Genomic DNA, 24,338 nt, shown 5'->3' on the forward strand with positions numbered 1-24,338 from the left:
GTAACGCCTTAATATTTAACCATAAAAAAGCCCTGCTTGTAGTGTTGCAGGGCTTTCATTAAATTATTTTAAAAGTATTTTATTGTACTGTGCAGTATTATTTAAAATAGCTGCCGCCTTTTGTATTTCTGGGTTGCTTGTGGCATAGTACTTATACAATCCTTCCTTATACTGGTAGCGTTTAATAAGCTCATCTGTAATAAGCTGTTTAATTTCCTGCTTGTGCGCTATAAGCTCTTTTTCCTCGCTTTTTTGCAGGGCGGTTAAAAGCTGTTTGTATTCTGCAGCAATGCTTTCATCCACCTTTTCTTTTTTAGCTACTTCAAGGGTTGCTTTCAGTGCCTTTTCAGTTTCAGTATCAAATTCAAAGTTTTCTTTTTTAAGGAACTGCTTAAAGGCTTCATAATCAGTATCGGTAAGCTGGGGTATTGCCGTTCCCAGGTTGGGGTTTTTATAATAATAATTGGTGACATAATTAAATATGCCGTCATTCCTTACCAGCGCATCGGCTATGGCACTTTGTTTGGACTCCTCAAGCTCAATATCTGGAAAAATACCGCCCCCGTCATAAACAGTCCTGCCTTTGCGGGTTTTAAAGGCGTTATAATCTTTTTTATCAATACGGATGGCTTTTCCATCAGCATCTTTATGCGCATAATCCAAAGCCTGTATGCCACGCCCTGACGGAGTGTAGTATCGGGAAATGGTAACTTTTACCTGTGTGCCATAAGTTAGGTCTATAGGGCGTTGCACAAGCCCCTTGCCGAAACTCCTGCTGCCTACAATAACAGCCCTGTCTAAATCCTGCAGTGCCCCCGAAACAATTTCGGAAGCCGAGGCACTTTTACCGTCAACAAGTATGGCAAGCGGTATTTCGGTATCTACAGGGGCCTTTTGTGTCCTGTAGGTATTGTTATATTTTTCGTTTTTAGACTTTGTGGTAACTATAACCTCATTTTGCGGTACAAACAGGTTGCATATATTTACGGCTTCATTAAGAAGGCCGCCGGGATTACCGCGCAGGTCCAGTATAATATTTTTAGCACCCTGCTCTTTTAATTTTAAAAGAGCATCCTTTGTTTCGGCAGAAGCCTTAGAGTTAAACTGAGACAATACTATGTACCCTGTTTCCTTACTTACCATACTGAAAAAAGGTACTGCCTTTACGTCAACCTCAGTAAGTACCAGCTCAGTAGAGTAGGTTTTACCCTGCCTTATATATTTAATGGCTATTTTGGTGTTTTTGGAACCTTTAAGCAATTCGCCTGCATCTTCTTTAAACTCCGAAAGGTTTATATCGCCTATCTGTATTATTTCGTCCCCTGCTTTAAGCCCCGCTTTATCGGCAGGGTAATCTTTATATGGTTCTTTTATTATAAGCTTTCCGTCCTTGCGGGTAATTATTGCCCCAACTCCGGTATATTCGCCGGTGTTGTTTATTTTAAACTTTGCCACATCCTGTTCGTTAAAATAAACGGTATAGGGGTCAAGGTCGGCAAGCATGCTTTTTATGGCTTTGTCCATTAACTCCCCCGGGTTGGTTTCGTCAACATAATTTACGTTCACGGTTTTAAACAATGTGGTAAATATTTCAATCTGCTTTGCAATTTCAAAAAAATCGCTTTTAAAGCTTGTGCCTATAAGCAAAAAGCAAATTGCCACTGCCGGGATAACATATTTTTTCTTTAATCTGGTAAACATCATTTAATCAGTTTCTTTGTTTAGAGTGTATCCTGCGCCATGAAGAATACTTTACGAAAATAATGATAAAAACGTAAAGAAGCATAGTAATATTATAACTGATTGCAATAGAGGTTATAAACCTTCCTGCTCCAGGAATTTTTGAAAAAGCGCAACGGTTTTTATATTAACTTCCTGAAAAGAAAGCCTGTCCCTGCTTTGGTAAAAAAACATAAACGCATAAGGGGTTACAAGCTTATCGGTAAGCAGGTGTTTGTTAATCCGGTAGGATTCACGCAGAAGTCGCTTAAAGTAATTTCGGTCAACCGCATTTTTAAAATGCTTTTTAGAAACCGAAACCCCCATTTTTATAATAGTATCACTGTTATCTGCAAGCGGTACATATACAAGGCGCAAAGGGTATTTTGAAACCGATTTACCTTCAGCAAACATACGGCTGATGGTATTCCTGCTTTTCAGCTTTTCACTTTTTGGATATGTATAGCGGCGGTTTTCCATTTACGGCAAAGGTACATTTTTTTAAAAACTGGATAAAGCTGCATTATTGTCAGATTATTTTCTTAATATTGGTGTTTAAATAGCTTATAAAAATGGTATCACAAAGATTAGGTAAATATATAGAAGCAAAAAATATTAGCTATTATGCCTTTGAAAACAGCCTTGAAGCAAGCAGGGGCAGTATTTCCAAAGCGGTAAAAGAGGGTAAAAGCATTGGTTCCAACATGCTGGAAAAAATTCTTTTGCATTACCCTGACCTTAACCCGGAATGGCTGCTGACCGGAAGCGGGGAAATGCTTATAAGTAATACAAAAATAAAAAGTTACGGGCTAAAAACAGATTATGGCATAGAGAACCAGCAGATACCCCTTTATGATATTGAAGCTTTTGCAGGGCTGGTACCGCTTTTGGGCAATAACGAAGCTACCCGCCCTATTGATTATATTTCTATTCCCAACCTGCCAAAATGCGATGGTGCCGTTTATATTACAGGTGATAGTATGTATCCATTACTAAAGAGTGGCGATATTGTACTATACAAACAGGTGCAGGATGTAACTAATAATATTTTTTGGGGGGAAATGTACCTTTTAGGTGTAGATATGGGTGATGAAGAATATGTTACTGTAAAATATGTACATAAAGGCAGCCGTTATGATACAATAACATTGGTCAGCGAAAATAAATACTACCAGGATAAGGAAATTGAAATAGGCAGGATAAGGGCTTTGGCCATAGTTAAAGCAAGCGTGAGGATGAACGCAATGAAATAGGCCTGCCAATAAATTGACAGGCCGGTAACTAAGAAATCCCGTTTCAGTATTTAGTTTATTTCCCCTTTATTTCTTTTTGATAGAACAAAGTTATTACCTGATTAGAAAAAGGTTTATTAAAGCTTTTACAATCTTTTGTTAAAGTAGATTTTCCACAGTATAATTCTACAGTTTTTCCACACATCCACATTGGTTAAATTGCTATTCGATTTCATTTAATGTATTTAAATGCCTGATAATTAAAAGTTTAATTTTATTATAATTTATTTTTATCTGTTGGCATTGAACTTGTTGTTTATATAATACAAATCTAACCCAGCTAAAGAGAAGACTTTTTAGCGCCACTATATATACTTAAACAGATTTTTCATTCTATTTTTATCTGTTTAAAAACCTCTGATAAATTTATCAGAGGTTTTTTTATAAAAAAACCGCCAGTTGGCGGTTTAAAAATTGATTAAGGAGATAATTATTGTGCCTGGTAAACATTATTTTCCTTGTTTACGTCTGCCATAAGTTCTGAAGGGTCTATAACCATAACCTTAACAGCAGATTTAGGCTTGTCTATAGTAAACTCATAAGTTGTATGTGCCCAGTCCCATGATTTTAAAACATTTCTTTTAAGGTTGGGGTACGGATTACTTTTTTGATACCACATCATTTGCAGCGGTATGTAAAAACTTTCCTGCGTACCGTCTTCATAAACCGCTATTATATCTATAGGCATAGGCATGCGGCCCAGGCGCTCCAGTGTAATGGTAGCCTTTCCGTTTTCTTCTTTAATTTCCTTTATGCTATAATCAATAGTATTGGTAGTTTGTGCCCAGTCCATAAGGTACCAGTCAAGCTCGGCACCGGTAACTTTTTCCGCTGAACGCTTTATATCATTCGGTGTAGGATGCGTAAACTTAAAGTCATGGTAAAAACGCTTTAGTGTTTCCATCAATTTTTCCTGCCCGATTACATAGCCTAATTGCGCCAGGAATATCTCTCCTTTACTGTAGGCGGATATTCCGTACAGCATATTTTGGTCATATCTGTCGGCATGGGTGGTAAGCGGCTGTTCCTTTCCTGTTTTTACCATATAAAAATAGTTGGCATAAGCGTCAACAAAAGGGTGCACCTGTTCTTCTTTTTTATCATTAGGCATTACAGCTTCCATAGCAAGGTCAGATATAAAAGAAGTAAAGCCCTCGTCCATCCATTCGTGTTTTGATTCGTTGCTTGCTAAAATATGCTGAAACCAAGAGTGCGCAAACTCATGGGCAGTAACACCTACAAGGCTGCCATAGCTGCGGTTGCCTGTTATAAGTGTACACATAGCATATTCCATGCCGCCGTCGCCGCCCTGTATAACAGAATATTGCCTGTAAGGGTAAGGCCCTATATACTTATTGTAAAACTCCAGCAGCTCAACAGTTTTAGGCTGTAGTTTTTTCCAGTTTTCGTTATATTTTTTATTGTCTTTGTAAAAGAAGTGGAGCTCAACATTGTTTGGCCCCATAACCATATCATGTATATAATCCTTATCGGCACCCCATGCAAAATCATGTACCATTGGTGCTTTAAAATGCCAGGTAAGCGTTTTTGTTTTTCTGGGATATTTTACCTTAACGCCTTCATCCTGATATCCTTTGCCGATTTCATTTTTATTTTGCAGATAGCCTGTGCTTCCTATTGTATAATCCTTGTCAATTGTAATCTTTACATCAAAATTGCCCCACACGCCATGAAACTCACGCCCTATATAAGGGTCGGCATGCCATCCTTCAAAATCATACTCAGCCATTTTAGGGTACCACTGCGTCATGGAAAGTGCTACACCTTCTTCCGAGTTCCTGCCTGAACGGCGTACCTGTAACGGCACCTGCCCTTCAAAGTCAAGCGTAAATGTGGTAGATTGCCCCGGCAGTAATGGCTTGGCAAGGCTTACTTCAAGTACAGTACCTACGGTGTTATTGTTTACACTTGCACCATCCTGTTTTATATTACTGATATTCAGGTAGCCAATTTCATCCGGTTTGAGCGTGCTGATACGACTTTCTGTAATAGTATTGTTGCCGTTCTTAAAGCTTTTTACCATGCGCTTGTCAGGGTCGGCTATGGTTTTCAGGCGGGCATCCATCTCGCTGCCCGGCTGGAAAGCATTATTATATAAATGGTAAAACACCCTTTTTAAGGTATCCGGCGAGTTATTGGTATAAACCAGCTCCTGTTTACCGGTATAGCGGTAGTTTTTTACATCCATCGCCACTTCCATTTTATAATCAGCGTGTTGCTGCCAATAACCAGGATTGGGTTTATTTTGGGCAAAAAGCAAGGTGGTGGATAAAACGGCAATAAAAAATAATTTCTTCATGCTATAAAAATAATAATTTTTAAATGGCAAATAAAAACCCGCATACCCTACTTTGTAAAGGCTGCGGGTTTTATATATGCTTAAAGGCTGATTTTATTTAGCCCTCGACATTTTGTCGGCCATTATTATGGCATTATAGGCATTTACAATTTTACCTGTGCGCGATAATTCGCTAAAAGGCTTAAGTTCTTTATTGTTGCCACCTGCCGCTACATCAATCATTATAGGAAGGCCGGAAAGCATAATTATTTGTTTTACTTCCGAAGCTTTCAGGTTAGGATAGTAAGAACGGATAAGTGCAGCCACACCGGCAGCATTAGGCGAAGCCATTGACGTACCCTGTAGGAACTCATACTCATTATCTGGAGTTGTGGCATATATCTCAACTCCCGGGCTAAAGATGTCTACATCGCTTTTTCCGTAGTTGGAAAAACTGGCAATCATATCAGGCCCTATTTCATAATTAAGTGCGCCAATAGTTAAAAAGTTGTCTGATATTTCAGTCATGCTTAGTTGGTTGTCATTAGGATAACGAGGCATAACTTTATCGTCAGTATTAAGGTTAAATCCTTCGTTACCGGCTGCACATACAATCAGTACGTCTTTTTCGGCAGCATATTTTATTGCGTCATAAACCCAATCACTGTGTGTAGAGAAATATTTACCGAAACTTCCGTTTATAACTTTAGCACCATTATCAACAGCATAACGTATTCCCAGCGCCACATCTTTATCATACTCATCACCGTCCGGCACTGCGCGAACAGGCATAATCCAAACATTATTGCTGGCAACGCCGTCACCGCCAATACCATTATTCCTGCCCTGCGCTATTATACCTGCTACGTGTGTACCATGTTTTGCACCTTCTTTAACAGGCCCTGTAACATTGTTGTTACCATAACTCTTGTCATTTATATCCTCAGGATTATCGCCTACAATTTCACGGCCGTTAAATTTAAGGTTAAGGTGGTAATTAAGCTTGCTGTCATAGTGTTCTTTAGCTCGTTGAAGCTCGCTGTCCAGTTCTTCTTTAGAAATGGCACCCAATATTTGTATAAAATTATTTTTAACAGCATTCAGGTTAGGGTCTGCTGTAGTAAGGCCTTTAAGGTCTTCTACAGTATAATTATCTTTTTTAAGCTGCTCTTTAAGGGCTTTGTCAGCATTCATAAGGAACTCAATACGGCGTTTTCCTGCCATAGCCTGGCCGTACTCTTCATCATATTCAGCTTTGGCTCTTTTATATACATCCGAACCGTCATCGCCTTTTTTAAGTATGCGCACAAACTCCATGTTTTCATGTTCGGCATCACCTAAAAAATTCCATCCATGCACATCATCAATATAGCCATTGTTATCATCGTCTATACCGTTTCCGGCAATTTCCTTGCTGTTAGTCCATATAACACCTTGCAGGTCCGGGTGCTCAATATCTACACCTGAATCTACCACACCAACAATCACTTTAGTGCTTTTGCGGTCTTTTAAAAGCTCATAAGCCCTGTCAACACTCATACCCGGAATGGTATCCCTCAACAGGTCAAGGTGGCTCCAGCGCTCAAGCTGGTTTTCAGTAAGTTCTGCTTTTTTAGCCGTTAACGGCTTGGTAATGGCAAGAGGTTCTGCCTTTATACTTTTTGTGGCGCTGCAACCGGCAAGGAAAAGTGCCAGTGCGGCCGACAGGTAAATTGATCTGAATTTCATTGTAAAATATTTATTTTATAAAAAATAGGTCTAAAATTATTCGATTTGTTACATAAATCAGAAATATTAACATTACGTTAGTAAATCATTGCACGTATAAACATCTTTAAGCCTTACGCCTTTCTCAGTATGCTGAACGGTTATAATCTCATTATGCGCATCATGCTCAAGGAAAAGGTAATAGCCCTTGTCGGCTGCCATATTCATAAACTTTTCTTTTTCATCAAGTGTCAGCAAAGGGCGGGTGTCATAGCCCATAACATACGGCAGCGGTATATGCCCTGCTGTTGGTAAAAGGTCGGCCATGAATACAATGGTTTTACCCTTATAATTAATATGCGGAATCATTTGCTTTTCAGTATGCCCGTCAGCAAAAAAAATTCCGAAGCCCAATTCGCTTTGCTCAAGGAAATCATTTTCGGGTCGTGTAATAAAATGCAGTTGCCCGCTTTCCTGCATAGGCATAATATTTTCAGTCAGGAACGAAGCCTTTTCACGGGCATTTGGCTTGGTAGCCCATTCCCAGTGGCGTTCGTTTGTCCAGTATTTTGCATTTTTAAACGCTACCTCATAACCCGTGCGGTTTTTATTCCATTGAACACTGCCGCCACAATGGTCAAAATGCAGGTGTGTCATAAAAACATCGGTTATATCATCGCGGTGAAAGCCATATTTTGCAAGCGACTTATCAATAGAATGATCGCCCCAAAGGGAATAATACCCAAAAAATTTATCGGACTGTTTAGTTCCCATTCCAGTATCTATAAGTATAAGCCTGTTGCCGTCCTCAATTAGCAGGCACCTTGCGGCTATGTCAATTAGATTATTATTGTCGGCCGGATTGGTTCTGTTCCAAATGGTTTTGGGCACTACACCAAACATGGCACCGCCGTCAAGCTTAAAGTTACCGGCTTCAATAGGGTATAATTTCATCTTTTTGAAATTTAAAAGAGGTGCCAAGGTATAAAATTTAGGGCATATATAATAATATAAGGGCTGGCATAAGTATTGCTTATATAGGTATAATGCAAATAAAGATGCCTTTTATTGCAATCTCTAAAATTGTGGGTATCTTTGCAGTAAATTTAGATTTAAAGATAATTCATTATGATAAAAGTGTCTGATACAGCGAGAAAGAAAATCGTTAACCTCATGGAGGATGACGGTTTTGATGCTGCTACCGATTATGTGAGGGTAGGGGTAAAGAGCGGAGGTTGTTCAGGCTTGTCATACGAACTGAAATTTGACAAAGCGCTGGGCGAAAACGATAAATTATTTGAAGATAATAATATAAAAATTGCGGTTGATAAAAAAAGCTTTTTATACCTGGTGGGTACTACGCTGGAATATTCCGGCGGGCTTAACGGCAAAGGCTTTGTGTTTAACAACCCTAATGCCAGCAGGACATGCGGCTGCGGGGAAAGTTTTTCGCTATAAATTGAATGATTGTTGATTTAAAAATTAAAAGATTTTTACAACCATGACGAAAAACTTTACAGAATTTGAAGTTTACCAAAAAGCGATTTTGCTTGCAAAAGAAGTTTTTAGCTTAATGGAAAGTTCAAAATTTGAAAGAGAGTATGGTTTTAAAGATCAGATTAAAAGAGCGGTAGTTTCTATAAGTAACAATATTGCAGAAGGCTCTGAGTACAATAACAACAAGCAGTTTGTACGCTTTCTTAGTCATGCTAAAGGGAGTTGTGCGGAAGTAAGGAGTATGCTGTTGCTTGCTGTAGCACTAGATTTATGCAGTGACGATGATACAAAAAAAGCAACAATGTTAAGTTTAGAAATATCAAAGAATTTATCAAAATTTATAGAGTATTTAAAATCTAAGATTGAGAGAGATTTTTAAATCTAAAATTTTAAAATCTTTAAATAAAAAGGGATGAGTAAATATACAGAAGAAGAATTAAAAGTCGAACTTGAGAATAAAGAATACGCGTACGGCTTTTATACAGATATAGAATCAGATACCTTCCCGGTAGGGCTTAACGAGGACATTATCCGTGCGCTTTCTGCAAAAAAGGAAGAGCCGGAATGGATGACGGAATGGCGCCTTGAAGCTTTCAGGGCATGGGAACAGATGGTTGAGCCGGAATGGGCTAATATTCATTATGCAAAACCTGATTTTCAGGCTATTTCCTATTACTCTGCACCAAAAAAGAAACCGAAATATAACAGCCTTGATGAGGTTGACCCGGAACTTTTAGATACATTTAAAAAGCTGGGCATATCATTAGACGAGCAAAAAAAACTTGCGGGTGTTGCGGTTGATATTGTGATGGATTCTGTTTCGGTTGCAACAACCTTTAAAAAAACACTTGCTGAAAAAGGCATTATTTTCTGCTCTATATCCGAAGCGATTAAAGAGCACCCGGAACTGGTGCGTAAATACCTGGGTACTGTAGTGCCGCAAAAAGACAACTTTTATGCTGCCCTTAATTCTGCAGTGTTTAGTGACGGCTCCTTTTGCTATATCCCTAAAGGGGTGCGCTGCCCTATGGAGTTAAGTACTTATTTCCGTATCAACCAGGCAGGAACAGGACAGTTTGAACGTACACTGGTGGTAGCGGACGAAGGCAGCTATGTAAGCTACCTTGAAGGCTGTACGGCACCAAGCCGCGATGAGCACCAGCTGCATGCCGCAGTAGTAGAGCTTATAGCTCTTGATGATGCCGAAATTAAATACAGCACAGTGCAAAACTGGTTCCCCGGCAATAAAGAGGGTAAAGGCGGCGTGTATAACTTTGTAACCAAACGCGGACTTTGCGAAAAGAATGCTAAAATATCATGGACGCAAGTGGAAACCGGCTCTGCCATTACATGGAAGTATCCAAGCTGTGTGTTGAAAGGAGATAATTCGGTTGGGGAATTTTATTCCATTGCTGTAACCAATAATTTCCAACAGGCAGATACAGGTACTAAAATGATACACTTGGGAAAAAATACTAAAAGTACCATTATCTCTAAAGGTATATCGGCAGGGAAATCCCAAAACAGCTACCGCGGACTCGTTCAAATAGGCGGCCGCGCAGAAAATGCACGTAATTTCAGCCAGTGCGATTCGCTGCTTATGGGCAATAACTGTGGAGCACACACATTTCCTTACATAGAATCTAAAAATACCACGGCTAAAATAGAACACGAGGCAACCACAAGCAAAATTGGCGAAGACCAAGTGTTTTACTGCAACCAGCGCGGCATACCCACCGAAAAGGCCATTGCATTAATTGTAAACGGCTTTAGTAAGGAAGTATTGAATAAACTGCCTATGGAGTTTGCCGTTGAAGCGCAGAAGCTATTGGAAATAAGCCTTGAGGGAAGCGTAGGATAATCTTGAATTTAATATAAGCATAAACATGTTATCAATAAAAAATCTGCACGCAAGTGTTGAAGATAAAGAAATTTTAAAAGGTATAAACCTCGAAGTGAAAGCAGGTGAGGTACACGCCATAATGGGACCAAACGGTTCGGGTAAAAGTACACTTTCCTCGGTAATTGCGGGGAAAGAAGACTATGAGGTTACTGATGGGGAAATAGTGCTTGAAGGTGAAGATATTGGCGAACTGGCACCAGAGGAAAGGGCACATAAAGGTGTTTTCCTTTCTTTTCAGTATCCTGTTGAGATACCGGGCGTTTCTGTAACCAACTTTATGAAGACGGTCATTAACGAAAGCCGTAAGGCTAAAGGACTTGAAGAAATGCCGGCCAATGAAATGCTGAAATTAATACGTGAAAAAAGCGAATTGCTGGAAATTGACCGTAAATTCCTTTCACGGTCATTAAACGAAGGCTTTTCGGGTGGTGAAAAGAAACGTAACGAGATTTTCCAGATGGCAATGCTGGAACCAAAACTTGCCATTCTTGATGAAACGGATTCAGGGCTTGATATTGACGCCTTACGTATTGTTGCAAATGGTGTAAACAAGCTTCGCAGTAAAGACAATGCTGTTATTGTTATTACACATTACCAAAGGCTGCTGGATTATATTGTGCCGGATTATGTACACGTGCTTTACAATGGAAAAATTGTAAAATCCGGTGGCAAGGAACTCGCCTATGAACTTGAAGAAAAAGGCTACGACTGGATCAAAGCGCAAAATTAACAGAGTTAGAAAGTTAAAAGTTGCTAAGTTTTAAAGTCTTTATACGGGCTTTAAAACTTCCAACATTCAAACTTTAAAAACCATACAATGGATCTTAAAGAAAAATTATTATCTTCTTTCATGGCTTTTGAAGAGCGTGTTGATGTTCATTCAGACCTGCACGATGTACGCACACAGGCCATAAAGAATTTTGAAAATAAAGGCTTCCCCACCAAAAAAGAAGAAGCCTGGAAATATACATCGTTAAACAGCGTACTGAAAAATGATTTCAGTGTGTTTCCAAAACACGATAACGCCCTGGGTTATGCCGATGTAAAAAAATACTTCCTTCATGAAATAGATACTTATAAAATAGTATTTATTGATGGAAAATTCAGTTCTTTCCTGTCTTCCACAACACATGACGGGCTTGATGTATGCCTCATGTCGGCAGCACTTACAAAGCCTAAGTACAAAGCTGTTATTGACCAGTACTTTAATAGAATAGCCAACAGGGATGATAGCCTTACCTCCTTAAACACCGCCTTTGCATTTGAGGGAGCTTACATTAATATTCCTAATAATAAGGTAGCCGATAAGCCGGTTGAGATTATACACCTTTCTACAGGAAATGAGGCAGCACTCATGGTACAGCCGCGCAGCCTTATAATTGTTGGTAAAAATGCACAGGTACAGATTATTGAACGACACCAAAGCCTAAACAGCAACCCTGTACTTACCAATTCTGTTACCGAGATATTTACCGATGAGCGGGCAATGGCCGACTATTACAAGATACAGAACGATTCGCACAATGCAAACCTTATAGATAATACATATATAGCCCAGAAAAGGGATAGTATAGCTTCTGTACATACTTTTTCCTTTGGGGGCAATATAACCAGGAATAACCTTAATTTCTATCATCAGGGGGAGCATGTGGAAAGTACACTTAAGGGGATAACGATTATTGACGATAAGCAGCTTGTTGACCATCATACACTGGTAAACCATGCCGAGCCTAATTGCGTGAGCCACCAGAATTACAAGGGTATTTTTAACGGAAGTTCTACCGGAGTGTTTAACGGAAAGATTTATGTTGAAAAGGAAGCGCAGAAAACAGATGCCTTCCAGAATAATAATAATATAATACTTAGTGAAAAGGCTACGGTTAATGCTAAACCCCAGCTTGAAATTTTTGCTGATGATGTAAAATGCTCTCACGGCTGTACAATTGGGCAGCTTGACGAAAGTGCAATGTTTTACATGCAGTCGCGCGGCATCCCGCAAAAAGAGGCTAAAGCATTATTAATGTATGCGTTTTCTAATGAAGCGATTGAAAGTATTAAAATACCTGAACTTAAAAACAGGATAACAAAAATTATAGCTGCTAAATTGGGTGTAAACATCGGTTTTGACTTATAATATCCTAATATAAATAAAAGAAAAAAGCAGGCTTATTAAGCCTGCTTTTTTCTTTTATTTAGAATTAATAAAAATAATTTGCATATTTCGAAGGGTAACTATAGCTTTGCAATTTAGAATTAATCTAACTAACAATTGTAATGCGGGTTATTACCAAATCGCTTTTATATACTTTTTTATTCACTACTGTAGCACTATCGGCACAGGACACCGAAAATGACACCATAAAAACCAATCTGGAAGAGGTAGTTATAACGGGCCAGTTTGAACCGCAATCCATAAAAAAATCAGTTTTTAACGTTCGCGTTATTACGAGCGAAGACATTCAGCGCAGGGCGGCTAATAACCTTGCCGATGTATTAAACCAGTATTTAAATATTACGGTTAGGCCTAATGGCAGCGATGGCCGTTCTACAGTTTCTATGTTTGGGCTTGATGCCCAGTATTTTAAAATACTTTTAGATAACATACCCCTTGTAAGCGATACCGGACTTGGAAATAATATTGACCTTACACAGATTAATCTTGATGATGTTGAGCGTATAGAGATAATTGAAGGCTCCATGGGGGTTACACATGGTGCCAATGCAGTTACCGGGATACTAAATATCATAACCAAAAAAACCACTAAAAATAAATGGGAAATATCGGCAACTGCCCAAGAGGAAACTGTAGGTAAGGAGTTTGCATTTTTTGATAAAGGCAGGCACATACAATCCTTCAAAGTTTCCCATGGTACTGATAACTGGTATGCATCAGTAGGGGCCAACCGCAATGACTTTGCCGGGTTTTATGACAACATGAAAGGCAAAGAATATAAAGAAAATGATGGTTTGCGCGGCTTTAGCTGGCTGCCTAAGCAACAGTTTGCCACAAATGCCATAATTGGTTACAATAAGGGTATTTTCAGGTTGTTTTACAAATTTGATTATTATAACGAAAATATTGATTTTTATAACCCTATTGTAACGCCTGTTGACAATTATCCTTTCCCCGATACTTATAAATCGGAGGATAAGCGCATAATTACCGACAGGTACTACCACCATTTGAATTCATACGGGCATCTTTTTTCTAAGCTGGTATATAATGTTTCTGCATCGTATCAAAAGCAACGCAGGGATGAAGAAAAATATACTTACCAGATATTATCAGACACCGAAACTAACAATGACAGGCAAACGTACCAGTCTAAAGAAATTATTTACTCTACAGGTAACGTTACAAACTTTTTCAATACACAAAGGTTCGACCTTCAGGTAGGGTATGAAGCTGTGCATGAAAAAGGGTTTGCCTCGGCCAATTCAGGCACATTCAGGAATGAGGATGCCAATGCACAGGATGTAAACCAAACCCTTGAAAATTATGATGTTTATGCCTCGGCAGAAATTAAATGTACCGAAAGGTTTTCCATACGCCCGGGTTTCCGTTATTCGTTCCAGTCTAAATTCAGCGACCAGAATGCAATATCCGCAGGTTTCCGCTATCTGTTTAATTATGGGCTGGAGGCAAGGGCATCAGTGGGTAAATCCTACCGAACACCTAATTTTGATGAACTCTACACTTATTTTGTTGACAGCAACCATGACCTTAGGGGTAATGCCAGCCTAGTTCCCGAAACCAGCTTATCCTATGAGGCAAGTATAAAAAAATCAACCTTTTTTGACTCGGGGCTTAATCTTAGTAATAATCTCATTATTAGCTATATGGATGTGGACGACCGCATAAGCCAGGTGCTTGCTGCTACAGAGCCTAACCTGCAATACAGGTACCAGAATATTGATAAATATAAAATGTGGAATATTTCAACAAGCCACCAGCTTGCCTATAAAAATATAGAAGCAAAGGTAGGTGCTGCTTTGGTGGGTATTTCCCAAAAAATAGACTTGGCCGCTTCCAACGTGGTTTCCGATGACAGGTTTTTATACTCTTTCCAGCTAAATTCCAATATATCCTATAATGTACCATCATGGAATACTGTATTTTCTTTATACTATAAATATAACGGCCGCTTCCAGCAGTTCAGGGAGGAGCCGCTTGATAGTGGTGATGTAGGCTTTTTCCTCACGGAAATTGAAGCTTACAGCATGATGGACGCCTCAGTAAGAAAATCATTCTTTAAAAACAGGTTTGATGTTACATTGGGCTCCAGGAATTTATTTAATGTTAAAAACCTGCAAACCTCAGGTGCAGGCGCTTCAGGAGTACACAGCGCCGGCACATCGGCACTTCTTTTAGCCTATGGCAGGTCCTACTTTTTAAAACTTACATATAACCTCAATATTTAATTAATACAGATATGAAAAAACTATCAGTTTTATTTCTTTCATTCGCCGCACTTGTTTTTACAGGATGCAGCGAAGATGATGAAAAATCTTCAGGATCTTCCAATTCTGTCTCATTTGCAAACCCTTCACTTTATATAGCTGAGGGAAGCTCGCAGGTGCAGTTATTATTTTCTAAGGCAGTAAAAGGCGGAGGTACTATTACACTTAATTATACAACCACCAATGTAGCTTATGGAACCGATTTTACTACAATACCCGGAGCTGAAGGCAATGCAATTGAAATACCTTTTGAAGCCGGTGCAACCGAGGTAACTTTTACATTTAATAAATTACTTCCTGCCGGCGATGGCGAAACTAAAAATGTGAAATTTTCTATTACAGATGTTTCGGTTAATGCAGCTATAACAGGTAATTCCTCAATACAGGTAAACCTTAATGAAGCACCGTCGCTTGGTGCGGCTATTGCTGCTGAGGTAGGAGGTGCAAATCAGCCAAACCAGGTTTATGTTGACCTTACAAGCGGTATGATGAGAATGGCTGAAAGGGTATCATGGGATTTAGGCTTTTACAGCGGAGACCAGTTTAGGGTTGCTTTAAACAGCTCTTTAAGAATGTCTGCAAAGCAATTAAACACTACTGATATAAACGCGGTAGTTGCCCCGGATGAGAGCATGTTGATTGGCCAGGGCAATGGAGATGCCAGCCAGATAGACCACCCTGCCGGTGATATTAGCCAGACAGCTATTGCAGAGGTTTCTGATAACGATGCTGATAACAAGGTTTACCTTATTAATTTAGGTAATGGCCCTTCAGCATCAACACCATCTTCAGGCACCGAAGGTTCTTCTGCGGGCCCGCACAGGGGCTGGAAAAAAATCAGGATACTTAAAAGCGGCAGCGATTACAAGCTTCAGTATGCAGATATTAATGCTACAACCCACCAGGAAGTTATCCTTTCTAAAAACAATGCTTATAACTTTGTTTTCTTCAGTTTTACAGCAAATTCAACTGTACAGGTAGAACCTCAGGCAAACCAGTGGGATATTAATTTCACAACATTTACCAATGTTATAGAAATGCCGGGTGCGGCAATACCTTACTATTATCCTGATTTTATTGTAACAAATACTAAGGGAGGTGCAAGGTCTTACATGGTGCTGACAGAGGATTTTACATATGATAATTTCACACTTGCCAATGTAGATGACTCAAAATTTACAAACGACCAGCGTAATATAGGCTCTAACTGGAGGAGCACAAGTGTTATGGGCCCAGGCGGTATTCCTGTATCGCAGTTTGTATTGAAAACAGACCGTTTCTTTATAGTTAAAGACCCTATGGGTAATATATATAAGCTAAGAATGACGGGAGGAGCCAGCGAAAGCGGCGAGCGTGGCTTCCCTAAATTCCAGTATGCATTACTACAATAATATGATTTTTAGGATGCCGTAAGTTAGTTTTTGTTTTATTCAATAAATCCCGGTAGAGCATAACCTACCGGGATTTTTTATTCAGTTATACAATAAAAAAAGCCGCTAATCCAAGCGGCTTCTAATTTACTATGTTTTAAACTTAAAGGGAAGCAACTAAATCTCTCCACCCTTCAAGCTCAGGTATTCCCGGTTTCCTTTTACCAAAAAACTGTACAATAATTTCTCCCATTTCATTAAATACTTCAATAGCTGTAACCATTCCGTCTTCTGTAGGCTTGCGCACAATCCAGGTTTGGGCAATTTTATCCATATCAAGGTGAAGGTTAAAATCAGGGTCAAGCACATTAAACCAGTTATTGTGCCACATGGTTTTCCTTACAGTGCCTGTATGAATCTGGATATTACCCCTGTTGCCAACAAACACCATAATAGGCAGTTTTTGTTCGGCAGCATTTTCAAGCATTGTAACAATAGCATCTTTTTCTATTTTCTTAGTGTATTCACCCTCGGGGGCAAGGCGTAATGCCTGTGTGCGGGTAACACCGAATTTTTTCAGCATACCGAAAAATTCGTGAGTGTCTTTAAGGTTAACCCATGCCTCCTGAAAGCCTTTAACATCAATATCGCTGTCTGGTTTCTCATCAATGTTTAAAGGGACTGCAACCGTAGTTTCCTCAGTTGCCTGGTTGTCCGATTTATATTTTGCAACCAGCTCGTCAAAAGCAGTTTCATTACTGTCTTTCGTCAGGTATATTTTATGGATTGCCAAACCGTCCTTGCCAAAAAACTGAAGGCTTTTCCTGTCGCCATGTTCACCCTTTTCTGCTACGGCAAAAGCTTTGTCCCAGTGCATTAAAAATATCCGGAGGTCAATATCCTCACCTACAAAAAGAGAAGCAAATGGGCTGCTGAAATCAGGGTTTAAATAAACACCTTTACGCTCATGCACGCACTCATCATTACGTGTTAATGCCATAACCCTGCCCAGTTTCTCTACTTCCTGTAAAATTTCTGCAAATTCAGGCCTAAGGCGCGTTACAGTATCTCCGGCCTGTGTGGCCAAAAGTTCTGCTTCGCTCACACCAAGCTGGTCTGCGGCATTGCGTATGCGTATATGGGGATTTTCAGCTTTAAGGGCATCCCATTGTTCTTTAAGGTTTTTAGTGATAGTATTCATAATGCTAAATTTATGTTCCAAAAATTATTAAAGGGTTTTTATTTACAGGATTGGGGCATATAGTGCATGGAAAGTTGTATGCCTTGCTAATGGTTTCTTTTGTAAAAACCTTGTCAGGCACATCGTGCGCCACTATTTTACCTTTTTTAAGCAGCATTACCTTATCGGCAAATTGGGCTGCAAGGTTAAGGTCATGAAGTACCATTACAGCAGTGTTACCCCTTCCGGTAAAGTTTTTTATAGTATGCAGTATTCGGTGCTGGTGCAGTACGTCCAAGTTATTTAGCGGCTCGTCAAGAAATATAAGCTTATGTGCAATGTCATTATCAAGCTGTGCCAAAACCCGGGCAAGGTGCACGCGTTGTTTTTCACCGCCCGAAAGCAGGTTATAGTCGCGGTTTTCAAGCAGGGCAACATCCGTTTCCTGCATTGCCTTTGCCACCGCCTCACGGTCTTCCTTATGGGGTGCAGACTGAAAATAAGGATATCTTCCCATCATTACCACATCTTTAACCGTAAGCGGTATATCATGGCTGTTGCTTTGCGAAAACTTAGCCTTGTGGTGTGCCAGTTGCCTGCTGTCCCATTCTTCAAAAGTTTTATTTTTAAAGTAAATGGGCTCCTCATCTTTTCCTATTTCATTGGCAAGCATACTCAGCAGGGTTGATTTCCCCGCGCCATTAGGCCCTACAATAACAAGCAGTTCGCCATAATTAACAGAAACGTCTATGTTTTCCAGTATGGCAAACTTGCGGTGCGAATAGGATATTTTATGGGCTTCTAACATTTCCTTACATTGATTTTCTGCTCCGTATCAGGATTATTATAAATATGGGCGCACCCATAAATGCTGTTAATATACCGATTGGCACTTCCGAAGGGGGCGCAATAGTACGGCTCACTGTGTCGGCGGCAAGTAATAAGACACTTCCCAAAATAGCCGACATAGGTAAAATTACATTGTAGTTGGATTTAAATATAAGCCTTAATATATAGGGTACTATAAGCCCAACAAAGCCTATATTGCCTGCAAAAGCTACCGATGTACCTACCATAAGGGCAGTAAACAGTACAATTTGTTTTTTTATACGTTCTACAGGTATACCTAAGTGGCGCGCATCCCTTTCACCAAGCATCATTGCATTTAGGGCTTTACCGCGGTTTATCAGGAACATATAGGATACAATTACTATAGTGGCCAGTATGGCATTTTTTGTCCACGTGGCACCGCTAAGGCTGCCAAGGTTCCAGAAGGTAAGGTCGCGCAACTGCTCTTCTTTTGATATGTAAATTAAAAAGCCGGTTATTGCAAAGCCAAGCGCAGTAATAGCCACACCGGAAAGGAGCATTATAACCACGTTGGTTTTACCGTTGCTGGTAGATATCCTGTACACCATTATCATTGTTATCAGCGCGCCTATAAAAGCCATGATGCTTAATAAGGAATAATGGAATGCCTCCGGGATATATTGTTTAAATGAGCTGCCCAAAACTATGGTAAGTGCTGCAAATAAAGAGGCTCCCGAAGTTATACCTATCAGGTCCGGCGTTGCCAGTGGGTTTTTAAACATGCCCTGCAGGCAGGTTCCCGAAACGGCAAGCGCACTGCCAATAAGTATTGCCATGCTAATGCGGGGCAGCCTTAAATCCATAAGTACAAAACGGTCGCTTTCCGAAATTGTGCCGTCTGCGGCCCATATACCTTTAATGGTTTCGGCAAGGGAGTGTTTTTCAAAAACATATACACCCATATACAGCGAAACCACTGCCAGCACAGCCAACAGCAGTAAACTGAATAACAGGTATATTGAAAGTTTATTTTGCATTTTCCATTAGCTTTCCGTTAAGCTCTTCCACTGCCTGTCCTAAGCGTGGGCCAAAGCTTGAAAGCAAACCACCGTCCATTGAAATTATTTTTTTGTTTTTGCCTGCATTGGTTTTATCCATGCCCGGTATCTGCCATACGCCCTGCGGGCCTCCTAGGCTGCCAATACCTGAATCAAACATCAGGATAACATCAGGATTGCTTTGTATAAGCGCTTCAGGTGTTAGCGGCTTATAATCTTCAAAGCCTTTAACTGCATTTTCGGCACCTGCAAGGGTTATTACCTTATCCACCGGTGTGCCTGTACCGGAAACCATAAGTTGGTTAGCACCCCTTGCGTATATAAATAATACTTTAGGTTTTTTGTCCAGTGGTTTTACGTTACTAGCAAGCGCATCATCAATTTTTGCCTGTATTGGCTCATATTCTGCATTAAAAACAGATGCAACATCCTTAATAAGTTGTTTTGTGCCTTCAACAGAAATTTCCTGTGTGAAAATATGGTGTTTTACCCCCGATTGTTTAATTTTTTCCTCTAGTTCCGGGCTTATGTCTTTATCCGTCCCTAAAATAAGCGTAGGCTGTAATGCCATTATAGATTCTATTGAGATACTGCGTATGTGCCCTAAATCTTTAGCGGTTTCTTTAATGTTTTCAGGGTAGGTACTGGTAACATCTACACCCACAATTTCATCCTGATGGCCTGTTGCGCTCACTATCTCGGTAATTGCACTGTTCAGGGAAACTATTCTTTGTTTTTCAACAGCTGTAGAGTCGGCAGCGGTTACAGCGCCCTCATTTTTTTCAGTTTCTTTTTTGCATGAGGCAGTTGCTAAAACTACAATTGCAATAGCTAAAAACTTATGTATTTGTTTCATTTGACTTTGTTTGTTTTTAATTAATCTAAATTAGGGCAAATTTATTGTTTTTATTTAGAATGAAAAAAAATAACTTTAAAAATCCATCTTATTGCTCAATCTTAAATCTATACCAATTATTCTTTTATTACGGAAACAAGCCGTAACTTTGCGGTTAATGCAGTTGGCAATAAATTGCTTGCTGCTTGCTGATAACGATTAACTTAAGATTAGAAATGTTAGATATAAATGCCATACGGGCAGACTTCCCTATACTGAACCAGGCGGTTAACGGAAAACCTCTGGTATACTTTGATAATGCAGCCACATCCCAAAAGCCGCAGGTGGTAATTGATGCCATTGCGGAATATTATAAACAAATAAATTCCAACATCCACAGGGGGGTGCATGCCCTGAGCCAGATGGCTACGGACGCTTATGAAACCTCCCGCCAAAAAATACAGCAGCATATAAATGCAAAACACAGCCATGAAGTCCTGTTTACTACAGGCACAACACACGGTATTAACCTTGTGGCAAATGGTTTTTCGGCTTTTATAAAGCAGGGAGATGAGGTTATGGTTTCGGCTATGGAGCATCACTCCAATATTGTGCCGTGGCAAATGCTTTGCGAAAGGGTGGGTGCAAAGCTTGTTGTTATCCCTATGGACGATAAGGGGGAGCTTATACTGGAAGAGTATGAAAGGCTGCTTTCCGGCAAGACCAGAATAGTTGCAGTAAACCATATATCAAACTCATTAGGTACAATAAACCCCATAAAATATATTATAACCAAAGCTCATGAACATGGCGCAGCCGTATTTATAGACGGTGCGCAGGCAGCGCCGCACCTTAAGCCTGATGTGCAGGCTCTTGATTGTGATTTTTATGCCTTTTCAGGGCATAAAGCCTGTGGGCCAACCGGAAGTGGCGTGCTTTATGGTAAGGAAGAATGGTTAAATAAACTACCGCCTTATCAGGGTGGCGGTGAAATGATTAAGGAAGTGCGCTTTGAGAAAAGTACTTATGCAGACCTACCCCATAAATTTGAAGCAGGAACACCCAATATTGAAGGTGGTATAGTGCTGGGTACAGCTATAGATTATCTTAATGCTGCAGGGCTTAACCATATAATGGCCTATGAGCAGGAATTACTGCAATATGGCACACAAAAGCTGCTTGAAATAGAAGGGCTTAAAATTATAGGCACAGCAGCCCGGAAAGCCCCGGTTATTTCATTTAACGTAGGGGATATACATCCGTATGATATTGGAGCCATTGTAGATAAAATGGGCATAGCCGTGAGGACGGGACATCATTGCACGCAACCTGTAATGGACTTTTTTAATGTGCCGGGAACGGTGCGTGCTTCATTTTCATTTTATAACACTAAAGAGGAAATAGATGCCCTGGCTGAGGCTGTTAAAAAAGCACAGCGTATGCTTTCCTGATAAATTCAGTTAAAAAACACTAACTTTATAGTGCTATAAGGAATTTAAAATGAAAAACGTTGTAACGGTATTATTCGCTTTGCTCCTGTTATCGGGCTGCGCATCTACGGCACTTAAAAAGCAGGGCGATAAAATTTTCTTTGAATATGAAGCCTTAACCCGGGGTGCCTACAAAAAAGTAATTGTTAAGCACGATACTATTATAACTATTAATGAGAAGGCTCTGGACAAGGAAAGGGTTATAGATAAATTTGTAAACAAAAAACCTAAAAAAAGGAACTGGAATAAGATACTGGCGGAGCTTGAAAAGGTAAACCTTAATAAATTAAGCACACTTAAACCACCAAGCACCCGCAGCCATCATGATGGTGCATTAATTGCCAATTTAAAAGTAATAAAGCAGGATACTACTTACCAAAGCAGCAGTTTTGACCACGGCAATCCGCCTATGGAAATCAAAGGGCTGGTAAACAGGATTATTGAAGTGTCGGATTTAGAAAAATAAAATGGATATAAAAAATATACAGGAAGAGATAATAGACGAGTTCTCCATGTTTGATGACTGGGATGAACGCTACCAGTATGTTATTGACCTTGGTAAGTCATTACCGCTTGTTGATGAACAGTATAAAACAGATGATAATATAATTAAAGGCTGCCAAAGCAGGGTTTGGCTGCATGCTGAGCAAAAGGATGGTAATGTTGTTTTTACTGCTGACAGCGATGCAATTCTTACCAAAGGAATAATAGCAATACTGATACGGGTATTTTCGAACCAAAGGCCGGCAGACATACTTGAAGCCGATACGGCGTTTATTGACGAGATAGGGCTTAAGGAACATTTATCGCCTACCCGTGCCAATGGACTGGTTTCTATGATTAAACAGATAAAAATGTATGCCCTGGCATTCCAGGCAAAAAATTAAATGATATGGAAGAAGAAGTTATTATTGACACGGCCCAGCTTGGGGAAGAAATTGTAAAGGTGCTTAAAACTATATATGACCCTGAAATTCCGGTTGATATATATGAGTTAGGCCTTATTTATGATGTTATGGTTAACACTGACCATGAGGTTAAAATACTTATGACTTTAACTTCGCCTAACTGCCCGGTAGCTGAAAGCCTGCCACAGGAGGTTGAAGAAAAGATAACCAAAATAGCGAATGTAAAAGCTGCTGAGGTAGAAATAACATTTGACCCGCCGTGGAGCCGCGACCTAATGAGTGAGGAAGCAAAGCTTGAGCTTGGGATGCTTTAATAGGTAATTAGTATTGAATTGATGGAGAATATGGAAGAGCAGGAAATTGTAAACCGTGTTGCCAACAGCATACTTCAGGTTTTTGACCTTGAGGATTATTACCCTGAAGGAGAGCGGGTTTCAGTAGATATATCCCAATGGCTTTGGGAAGGTTTTGTGTTGCGTGAAAAAGACTTTAGGGAATCGCTTAAAAATCATGACTGGCAACAATATACAGATAAATATGTAGCTTTATACTGCAGTACCGATGCTATTGTACCTGCCTGGGCTTACATGCTTGTTACTGTTTATTTACAGCCTTACGCGAAATACACTTTACAGGGAACTGTAGAAGAACTTAATACACAATTATATTCCGGTATTTTAAATAAAATTGACTATGCGGAATTTACAGGCAAGCCTGTAATAATAAAAGGCTGCTCTAAAAAACCAGTGCCCCAGCAGGCTTATGCACTGGCAGTACAAAAGCTGATGCCAGTGGCTAAAAGCCTTATGTTTGGTGAAGCCTGCTCCTCGGTGCCTTTATATAAAAAGAAGATTTAATGTGGCATTTTATCCTGGATAATTATATTTGCAAAAACACAGTTATATGAAGAAAACATTACTTATTGTATTGTGCCTTACAGGTTTTTTAGCTGCGGCACAAAACCCTGCAGCAGCAGATAATGATACCATAGGCCCATGGACTAAAAAAGGAAATGCCTCCGTTTTATTTAACCAGTCAACTTTTGATAACTGGCTTGCCGGTGGTGAAAATAATATTTCGGGTAACCTGGGGCTAAACTATGATATTAACTATAAAAAAGACGACTGGACGTGGGATAATAAGTTTATAGCATCTTATGGCTTGGTGAAAACCAAAACCAGTGCCTTTGCCAAAAAAACGGATGACAGGCTGGAAATAAACTCGGTTTTAGGAAAACGTGCAACAGAAAGGTGGTATTATTCGGCATTCCTTAATTTTAAGACACAGTTTACAAAAGGTTATGTGTACAGCCGTGATGAAGAAGGGGCTGAAATAAGGGATGAATACACAAACTTCCTTTCACCGGGATACCTGCTTGTAGGGCCGGGTGTACTGTGGAAAAAAGATGATAATCTTAAATTTAACCTCTCGCCCGCCACCTCAAAATTTACTTTTGTTGACAAGGGTTTTACACTGCCAGATGAAGCTTATTTTGGCGTAGAGGAAGGAAAGTCATTAAGATATGAACTCGGTTTTAATGCTTCAGCATATTACAAGCTTGATATTATTGCCAATGTAACCTTTGAAAATATACTGAATCTGTATTCAAATTATCTTGAAGATGCACAAAATGTTGACCTTGACTACCAGTTAAATGTTGTTATGAAAATAAACCGTTACCTTACAACTAATTTATCATTCCAAACCATATATGATGATAACGCCTTTAAAGGCTTTCAGGTTAGGCAGGTATTTGGTGTAGCGGTTAATTATGGTTTTTAAACCTTGTTAGAAATACAGATAAAGAAT

23 protein-coding genes are annotated in these 24,338 nt (G+C 39.7%); 14 read left to right on the forward strand and 9 right to left on the reverse strand.

Going from position 1 to position 24,338, the window contains the following annotated elements; all coding sequences use genetic code 11:
- Positions 1-63: 63 nt before the first annotated feature.
- Entirely contained in the window at positions 64-1,701 is a 1,638-nt protein-coding gene (locus tag GSF09_RS11310; protein WP_159801512.1) for a S41 family peptidase, read from the reverse strand.
- A 114-nt stretch (positions 1,702-1,815) separates the two neighbouring features.
- On the reverse strand, positions 1,816-2,199 hold the full coding sequence (gene rnpA, locus GSF09_RS11315; protein ID WP_159801462.1) for a ribonuclease P protein component: 384 nt from the start codon (positions 2,197-2,199) through the stop codon (positions 1,816-1,818).
- 92 nt (positions 2,200-2,291) lie between these two features.
- Here rnpA and GSF09_RS11320 point away from each other — a divergent pair, with 92 nt between their 5' ends.
- Positions 2,292-2,972: a S24 family peptidase gene (locus GSF09_RS11320; RefSeq protein WP_159801464.1), complete on the forward strand. Its 681-nt coding sequence runs from the start codon at positions 2,292-2,294 to the stop codon at positions 2,970-2,972.
- Between the two features lie 469 nt (positions 2,973-3,441).
- Here GSF09_RS11320 and GSF09_RS11325 read toward each other — a convergent pair whose 3' ends face one another.
- The 3 genes from GSF09_RS11325 to GSF09_RS11335 form a co-directional block, all read right to left on the reverse strand.
- Positions 3,442-5,331 carry a M1 family metallopeptidase gene (locus GSF09_RS11325; RefSeq protein ID WP_159801466.1) on the reverse strand — a complete coding sequence of 630 codons (1,890 nt, stop codon included), beginning with the start codon at positions 5,329-5,331 and terminating at the stop codon, positions 3,442-3,444.
- A 93-nt stretch (positions 5,332-5,424) separates the two neighbouring features.
- Positions 5,425-7,038 (reverse strand): S8 family peptidase, encoded by a 1,614-nt coding sequence (locus GSF09_RS11330; RefSeq protein WP_159801468.1) that lies wholly within the window; start codon positions 7,036-7,038, stop codon positions 5,425-5,427.
- A 72-nt stretch (positions 7,039-7,110) separates the two neighbouring features.
- Positions 7,111-7,971, reverse strand: a complete 861-nt coding sequence (locus GSF09_RS11335) for an MBL fold metallo-hydrolase (RefSeq protein WP_159801470.1) — start codon at positions 7,969-7,971, stop codon at positions 7,111-7,113.
- A gap of 174 nt (positions 7,972-8,145) precedes the next feature.
- On the opposite strand from GSF09_RS11335, the gene GSF09_RS11340 reads away from it, so the two are divergent.
- The 7 genes from GSF09_RS11340 (at position 8,146) to GSF09_RS11370 (ending at position 16,269) form a co-directional block, all read left to right on the forward strand.
- On the forward strand, positions 8,146-8,475 hold the full coding sequence (locus GSF09_RS11340) for an iron-sulfur cluster assembly accessory protein (protein WP_159801472.1): 330 nt from the start codon (positions 8,146-8,148) through the stop codon (positions 8,473-8,475).
- Between the two features lie 43 nt (positions 8,476-8,518).
- Positions 8,519-8,893 (forward strand): four helix bundle protein, encoded by a 375-nt coding sequence (locus GSF09_RS11345; protein WP_159801474.1) that lies wholly within the window; start codon positions 8,519-8,521, stop codon positions 8,891-8,893.
- A 33-nt stretch (positions 8,894-8,926) separates the two neighbouring features.
- Positions 8,927-10,375, forward strand: a complete 1,449-nt coding sequence (sufB, locus tag GSF09_RS11350; protein ID WP_159801476.1) for a Fe-S cluster assembly protein SufB — start codon at positions 8,927-8,929, stop codon at positions 10,373-10,375.
- A 25-nt stretch (positions 10,376-10,400) separates the two neighbouring features.
- Positions 10,401-11,147, forward strand: a complete 747-nt coding sequence (gene sufC, locus GSF09_RS11355; protein ID WP_159801478.1) for a Fe-S cluster assembly ATPase SufC — start codon at positions 10,401-10,403, stop codon at positions 11,145-11,147.
- A gap of 87 nt (positions 11,148-11,234) precedes the next feature.
- Positions 11,235-12,551 carry a Fe-S cluster assembly protein SufD gene (gene sufD / locus GSF09_RS11360; protein ID WP_159801480.1) on the forward strand — a complete coding sequence of 439 codons (1,317 nt, stop codon included), beginning with the start codon at positions 11,235-11,237 and terminating at the stop codon, positions 12,549-12,551.
- 140 nt (positions 12,552-12,691) lie between these two features.
- Positions 12,692-14,839, forward strand: a complete 2,148-nt coding sequence (locus GSF09_RS11365; RefSeq protein WP_159801482.1) for a TonB-dependent siderophore receptor — start codon at positions 12,692-12,694, stop codon at positions 14,837-14,839.
- A gap of 11 nt (positions 14,840-14,850) precedes the next feature.
- Complete coding sequence (locus tag GSF09_RS11370; RefSeq protein WP_159801484.1) at positions 14,851-16,269, forward strand: HmuY family protein; 1,419 nt, start codon at positions 14,851-14,853, stop codon at positions 16,267-16,269.
- Positions 16,270-16,411: 142 nt separating this feature from the next.
- On the opposite strand, the gene GSF09_RS11375 is transcribed toward GSF09_RS11370, so the two are convergent.
- From GSF09_RS11375 to GSF09_RS11390, 4 genes are read right to left on the reverse strand one after another with little or no spacing between them, the layout of a single operon-like run.
- Positions 16,412-17,449, reverse strand: coding sequence for a hemin-degrading factor (locus tag GSF09_RS11375; protein WP_159801486.1), 1,038 nt, complete (start codon positions 17,447-17,449; stop codon positions 16,412-16,414).
- A gap of 10 nt (positions 17,450-17,459) precedes the next feature.
- On the reverse strand, positions 17,460-18,236 hold the full coding sequence (locus GSF09_RS11380) for a heme ABC transporter ATP-binding protein (RefSeq protein WP_159801488.1): 777 nt from the start codon (positions 18,234-18,236) through the stop codon (positions 17,460-17,462).
- A 4-nt stretch (positions 18,237-18,240) separates the two neighbouring features.
- The gene (locus tag GSF09_RS11385; protein ID WP_159801490.1) at positions 18,241-19,275 is read right to left on the reverse strand and encodes an iron ABC transporter permease; all 1,035 of its coding nucleotides are present in this window, start codon (positions 19,273-19,275) and stop codon (positions 18,241-18,243) included.
- Positions 19,265-20,143: an ABC transporter substrate-binding protein gene (locus GSF09_RS11390; RefSeq protein WP_159801514.1), complete on the reverse strand. Its 879-nt coding sequence runs from the start codon at positions 20,141-20,143 to the stop codon at positions 19,265-19,267. Before GSF09_RS11390 ends, GSF09_RS11385 begins: the two co-directional genes overlap by 11 nt.
- A 224-nt stretch (positions 20,144-20,367) precedes the next feature.
- Between GSF09_RS11390 and GSF09_RS11395 the strand changes: the two genes are divergently transcribed.
- From GSF09_RS11395 to GSF09_RS11420, 6 genes are read left to right on the forward strand one after another with little or no spacing between them, the layout of a single operon-like run.
- Entirely contained in the window at positions 20,368-21,582 is a 1,215-nt protein-coding gene (locus GSF09_RS11395) for an aminotransferase class V-fold PLP-dependent enzyme (protein WP_159801492.1), read from the forward strand.
- Between the two features lie 49 nt (positions 21,583-21,631).
- The gene (locus GSF09_RS11400; protein ID WP_159801494.1) at positions 21,632-22,087 is read left to right on the forward strand and encodes a hypothetical protein; all 456 of its coding nucleotides are present in this window, start codon (positions 21,632-21,634) and stop codon (positions 22,085-22,087) included.
- Between the two features lies 1 nt (position 22,088).
- Positions 22,089-22,508 (forward strand): SufE family protein, encoded by a 420-nt coding sequence (locus GSF09_RS11405; RefSeq protein ID WP_159801496.1) that lies wholly within the window; start codon positions 22,089-22,091, stop codon positions 22,506-22,508.
- A 5-nt stretch (positions 22,509-22,513) separates the two neighbouring features.
- Entirely contained in the window at positions 22,514-22,843 is a 330-nt protein-coding gene (locus GSF09_RS11410) for an SUF system Fe-S cluster assembly protein (RefSeq protein WP_159801498.1), read from the forward strand.
- 30 nt (positions 22,844-22,873) lie between these two features.
- Positions 22,874-23,386: a DUF2480 family protein gene (locus GSF09_RS11415; RefSeq protein WP_159801516.1), complete on the forward strand. Its 513-nt coding sequence runs from the start codon at positions 22,874-22,876 to the stop codon at positions 23,384-23,386.
- A gap of 46 nt (positions 23,387-23,432) precedes the next feature.
- Positions 23,433-24,311 (forward strand): DUF3078 domain-containing protein, encoded by an 879-nt coding sequence (locus GSF09_RS11420; RefSeq protein WP_159801500.1) that lies wholly within the window; start codon positions 23,433-23,435, stop codon positions 24,309-24,311.
- Positions 24,312-24,338: the final 27 nt, after the last annotated feature.

The organism is Flavobacterium sp. MK4S-17 (assembly GCF_009848495.1).
Lineage (GTDB): Bacteria > Bacteroidota > Bacteroidia > Flavobacteriales > Flavobacteriaceae > Flavobacterium.

Bases quoted from the DNA above. Each gene is read 5' to 3' on its own strand.
- GSF09_RS11405 (WP_159801496.1), top strand. From the start codon at position 22,089: ATGGATATAAAAAATATACAGGAAGAGATAATAGACGAGTTCTCCATG.
- GSF09_RS11320 (WP_159801464.1), top strand. From the start codon at position 2,292: ATGGTATCACAAAGATTAGGTAAATATATAGAAGCAAAAAATATTAGC.
- GSF09_RS11420 (WP_159801500.1), top strand. From the start codon at position 23,433: ATGAAGAAAACATTACTTATTGTATTGTGCCTTACAGGTTTTTTAGCT.
- GSF09_RS11375 (WP_159801486.1), bottom strand. From the start codon at position 17,449: ATGAATACTATCACTAAAAACCTTAAAGAACAATGGGATGCCCTTAAA.
- GSF09_RS11335 (WP_159801470.1), bottom strand. From the start codon at position 7,971: ATGAAATTATACCCTATTGAAGCCGGTAACTTTAAGCTTGACGGCGGT.
- GSF09_RS11340 (WP_159801472.1), top strand. From the start codon at position 8,146: ATGATAAAAGTGTCTGATACAGCGAGAAAGAAAATCGTTAACCTCATG.
- GSF09_RS11400 (WP_159801494.1), top strand. From the start codon at position 21,632: ATGAAAAACGTTGTAACGGTATTATTCGCTTTGCTCCTGTTATCGGGC.
- GSF09_RS11380 (WP_159801488.1), bottom strand. From the start codon at position 18,236: ATGTTAGAAGCCCATAAAATATCCTATTCGCACCGCAAGTTTGCCATA.
- sufD (WP_159801480.1), top strand. From the start codon at position 11,235: ATGGATCTTAAAGAAAAATTATTATCTTCTTTCATGGCTTTTGAAGAG.
- GSF09_RS11310 (WP_159801512.1), bottom strand. From the start codon at position 1,701: ATGTTTACCAGATTAAAGAAAAAATATGTTATCCCGGCAGTGGCAATT.
- GSF09_RS11385 (WP_159801490.1), bottom strand. From the start codon at position 19,275: ATGCAAAATAAACTTTCAATATACCTGTTATTCAGTTTACTGCTGTTG.
- GSF09_RS11395 (WP_159801492.1), top strand. From the start codon at position 20,368: ATGTTAGATATAAATGCCATACGGGCAGACTTCCCTATACTGAACCAG.
- sufB (WP_159801476.1), top strand. From the start codon at position 8,927: ATGAGTAAATATACAGAAGAAGAATTAAAAGTCGAACTTGAGAATAAA.
- GSF09_RS11410 (WP_159801498.1), top strand. From the start codon at position 22,514: ATGGAAGAAGAAGTTATTATTGACACGGCCCAGCTTGGGGAAGAAATT.
- GSF09_RS11330 (WP_159801468.1), bottom strand. From the start codon at position 7,038: ATGAAATTCAGATCAATTTACCTGTCGGCCGCACTGGCACTTTTCCTT.
- GSF09_RS11370 (WP_159801484.1), top strand. From the start codon at position 14,851: ATGAAAAAACTATCAGTTTTATTTCTTTCATTCGCCGCACTTGTTTTT.
- GSF09_RS11345 (WP_159801474.1), top strand. From the start codon at position 8,519: ATGACGAAAAACTTTACAGAATTTGAAGTTTACCAAAAAGCGATTTTG.
- rnpA (WP_159801462.1), bottom strand. From the start codon at position 2,199: ATGGAAAACCGCCGCTATACATATCCAAAAAGTGAAAAGCTGAAAAGC.
- sufC (WP_159801478.1), top strand. From the start codon at position 10,401: ATGTTATCAATAAAAAATCTGCACGCAAGTGTTGAAGATAAAGAAATT.
- GSF09_RS11365 (WP_159801482.1), top strand. From the start codon at position 12,692: ATGCGGGTTATTACCAAATCGCTTTTATATACTTTTTTATTCACTACT.
- GSF09_RS11415 (WP_159801516.1), top strand. From the start codon at position 22,874: ATGGAAGAGCAGGAAATTGTAAACCGTGTTGCCAACAGCATACTTCAG.
- GSF09_RS11325 (WP_159801466.1), bottom strand. From the start codon at position 5,331: ATGAAGAAATTATTTTTTATTGCCGTTTTATCCACCACCTTGCTTTTT.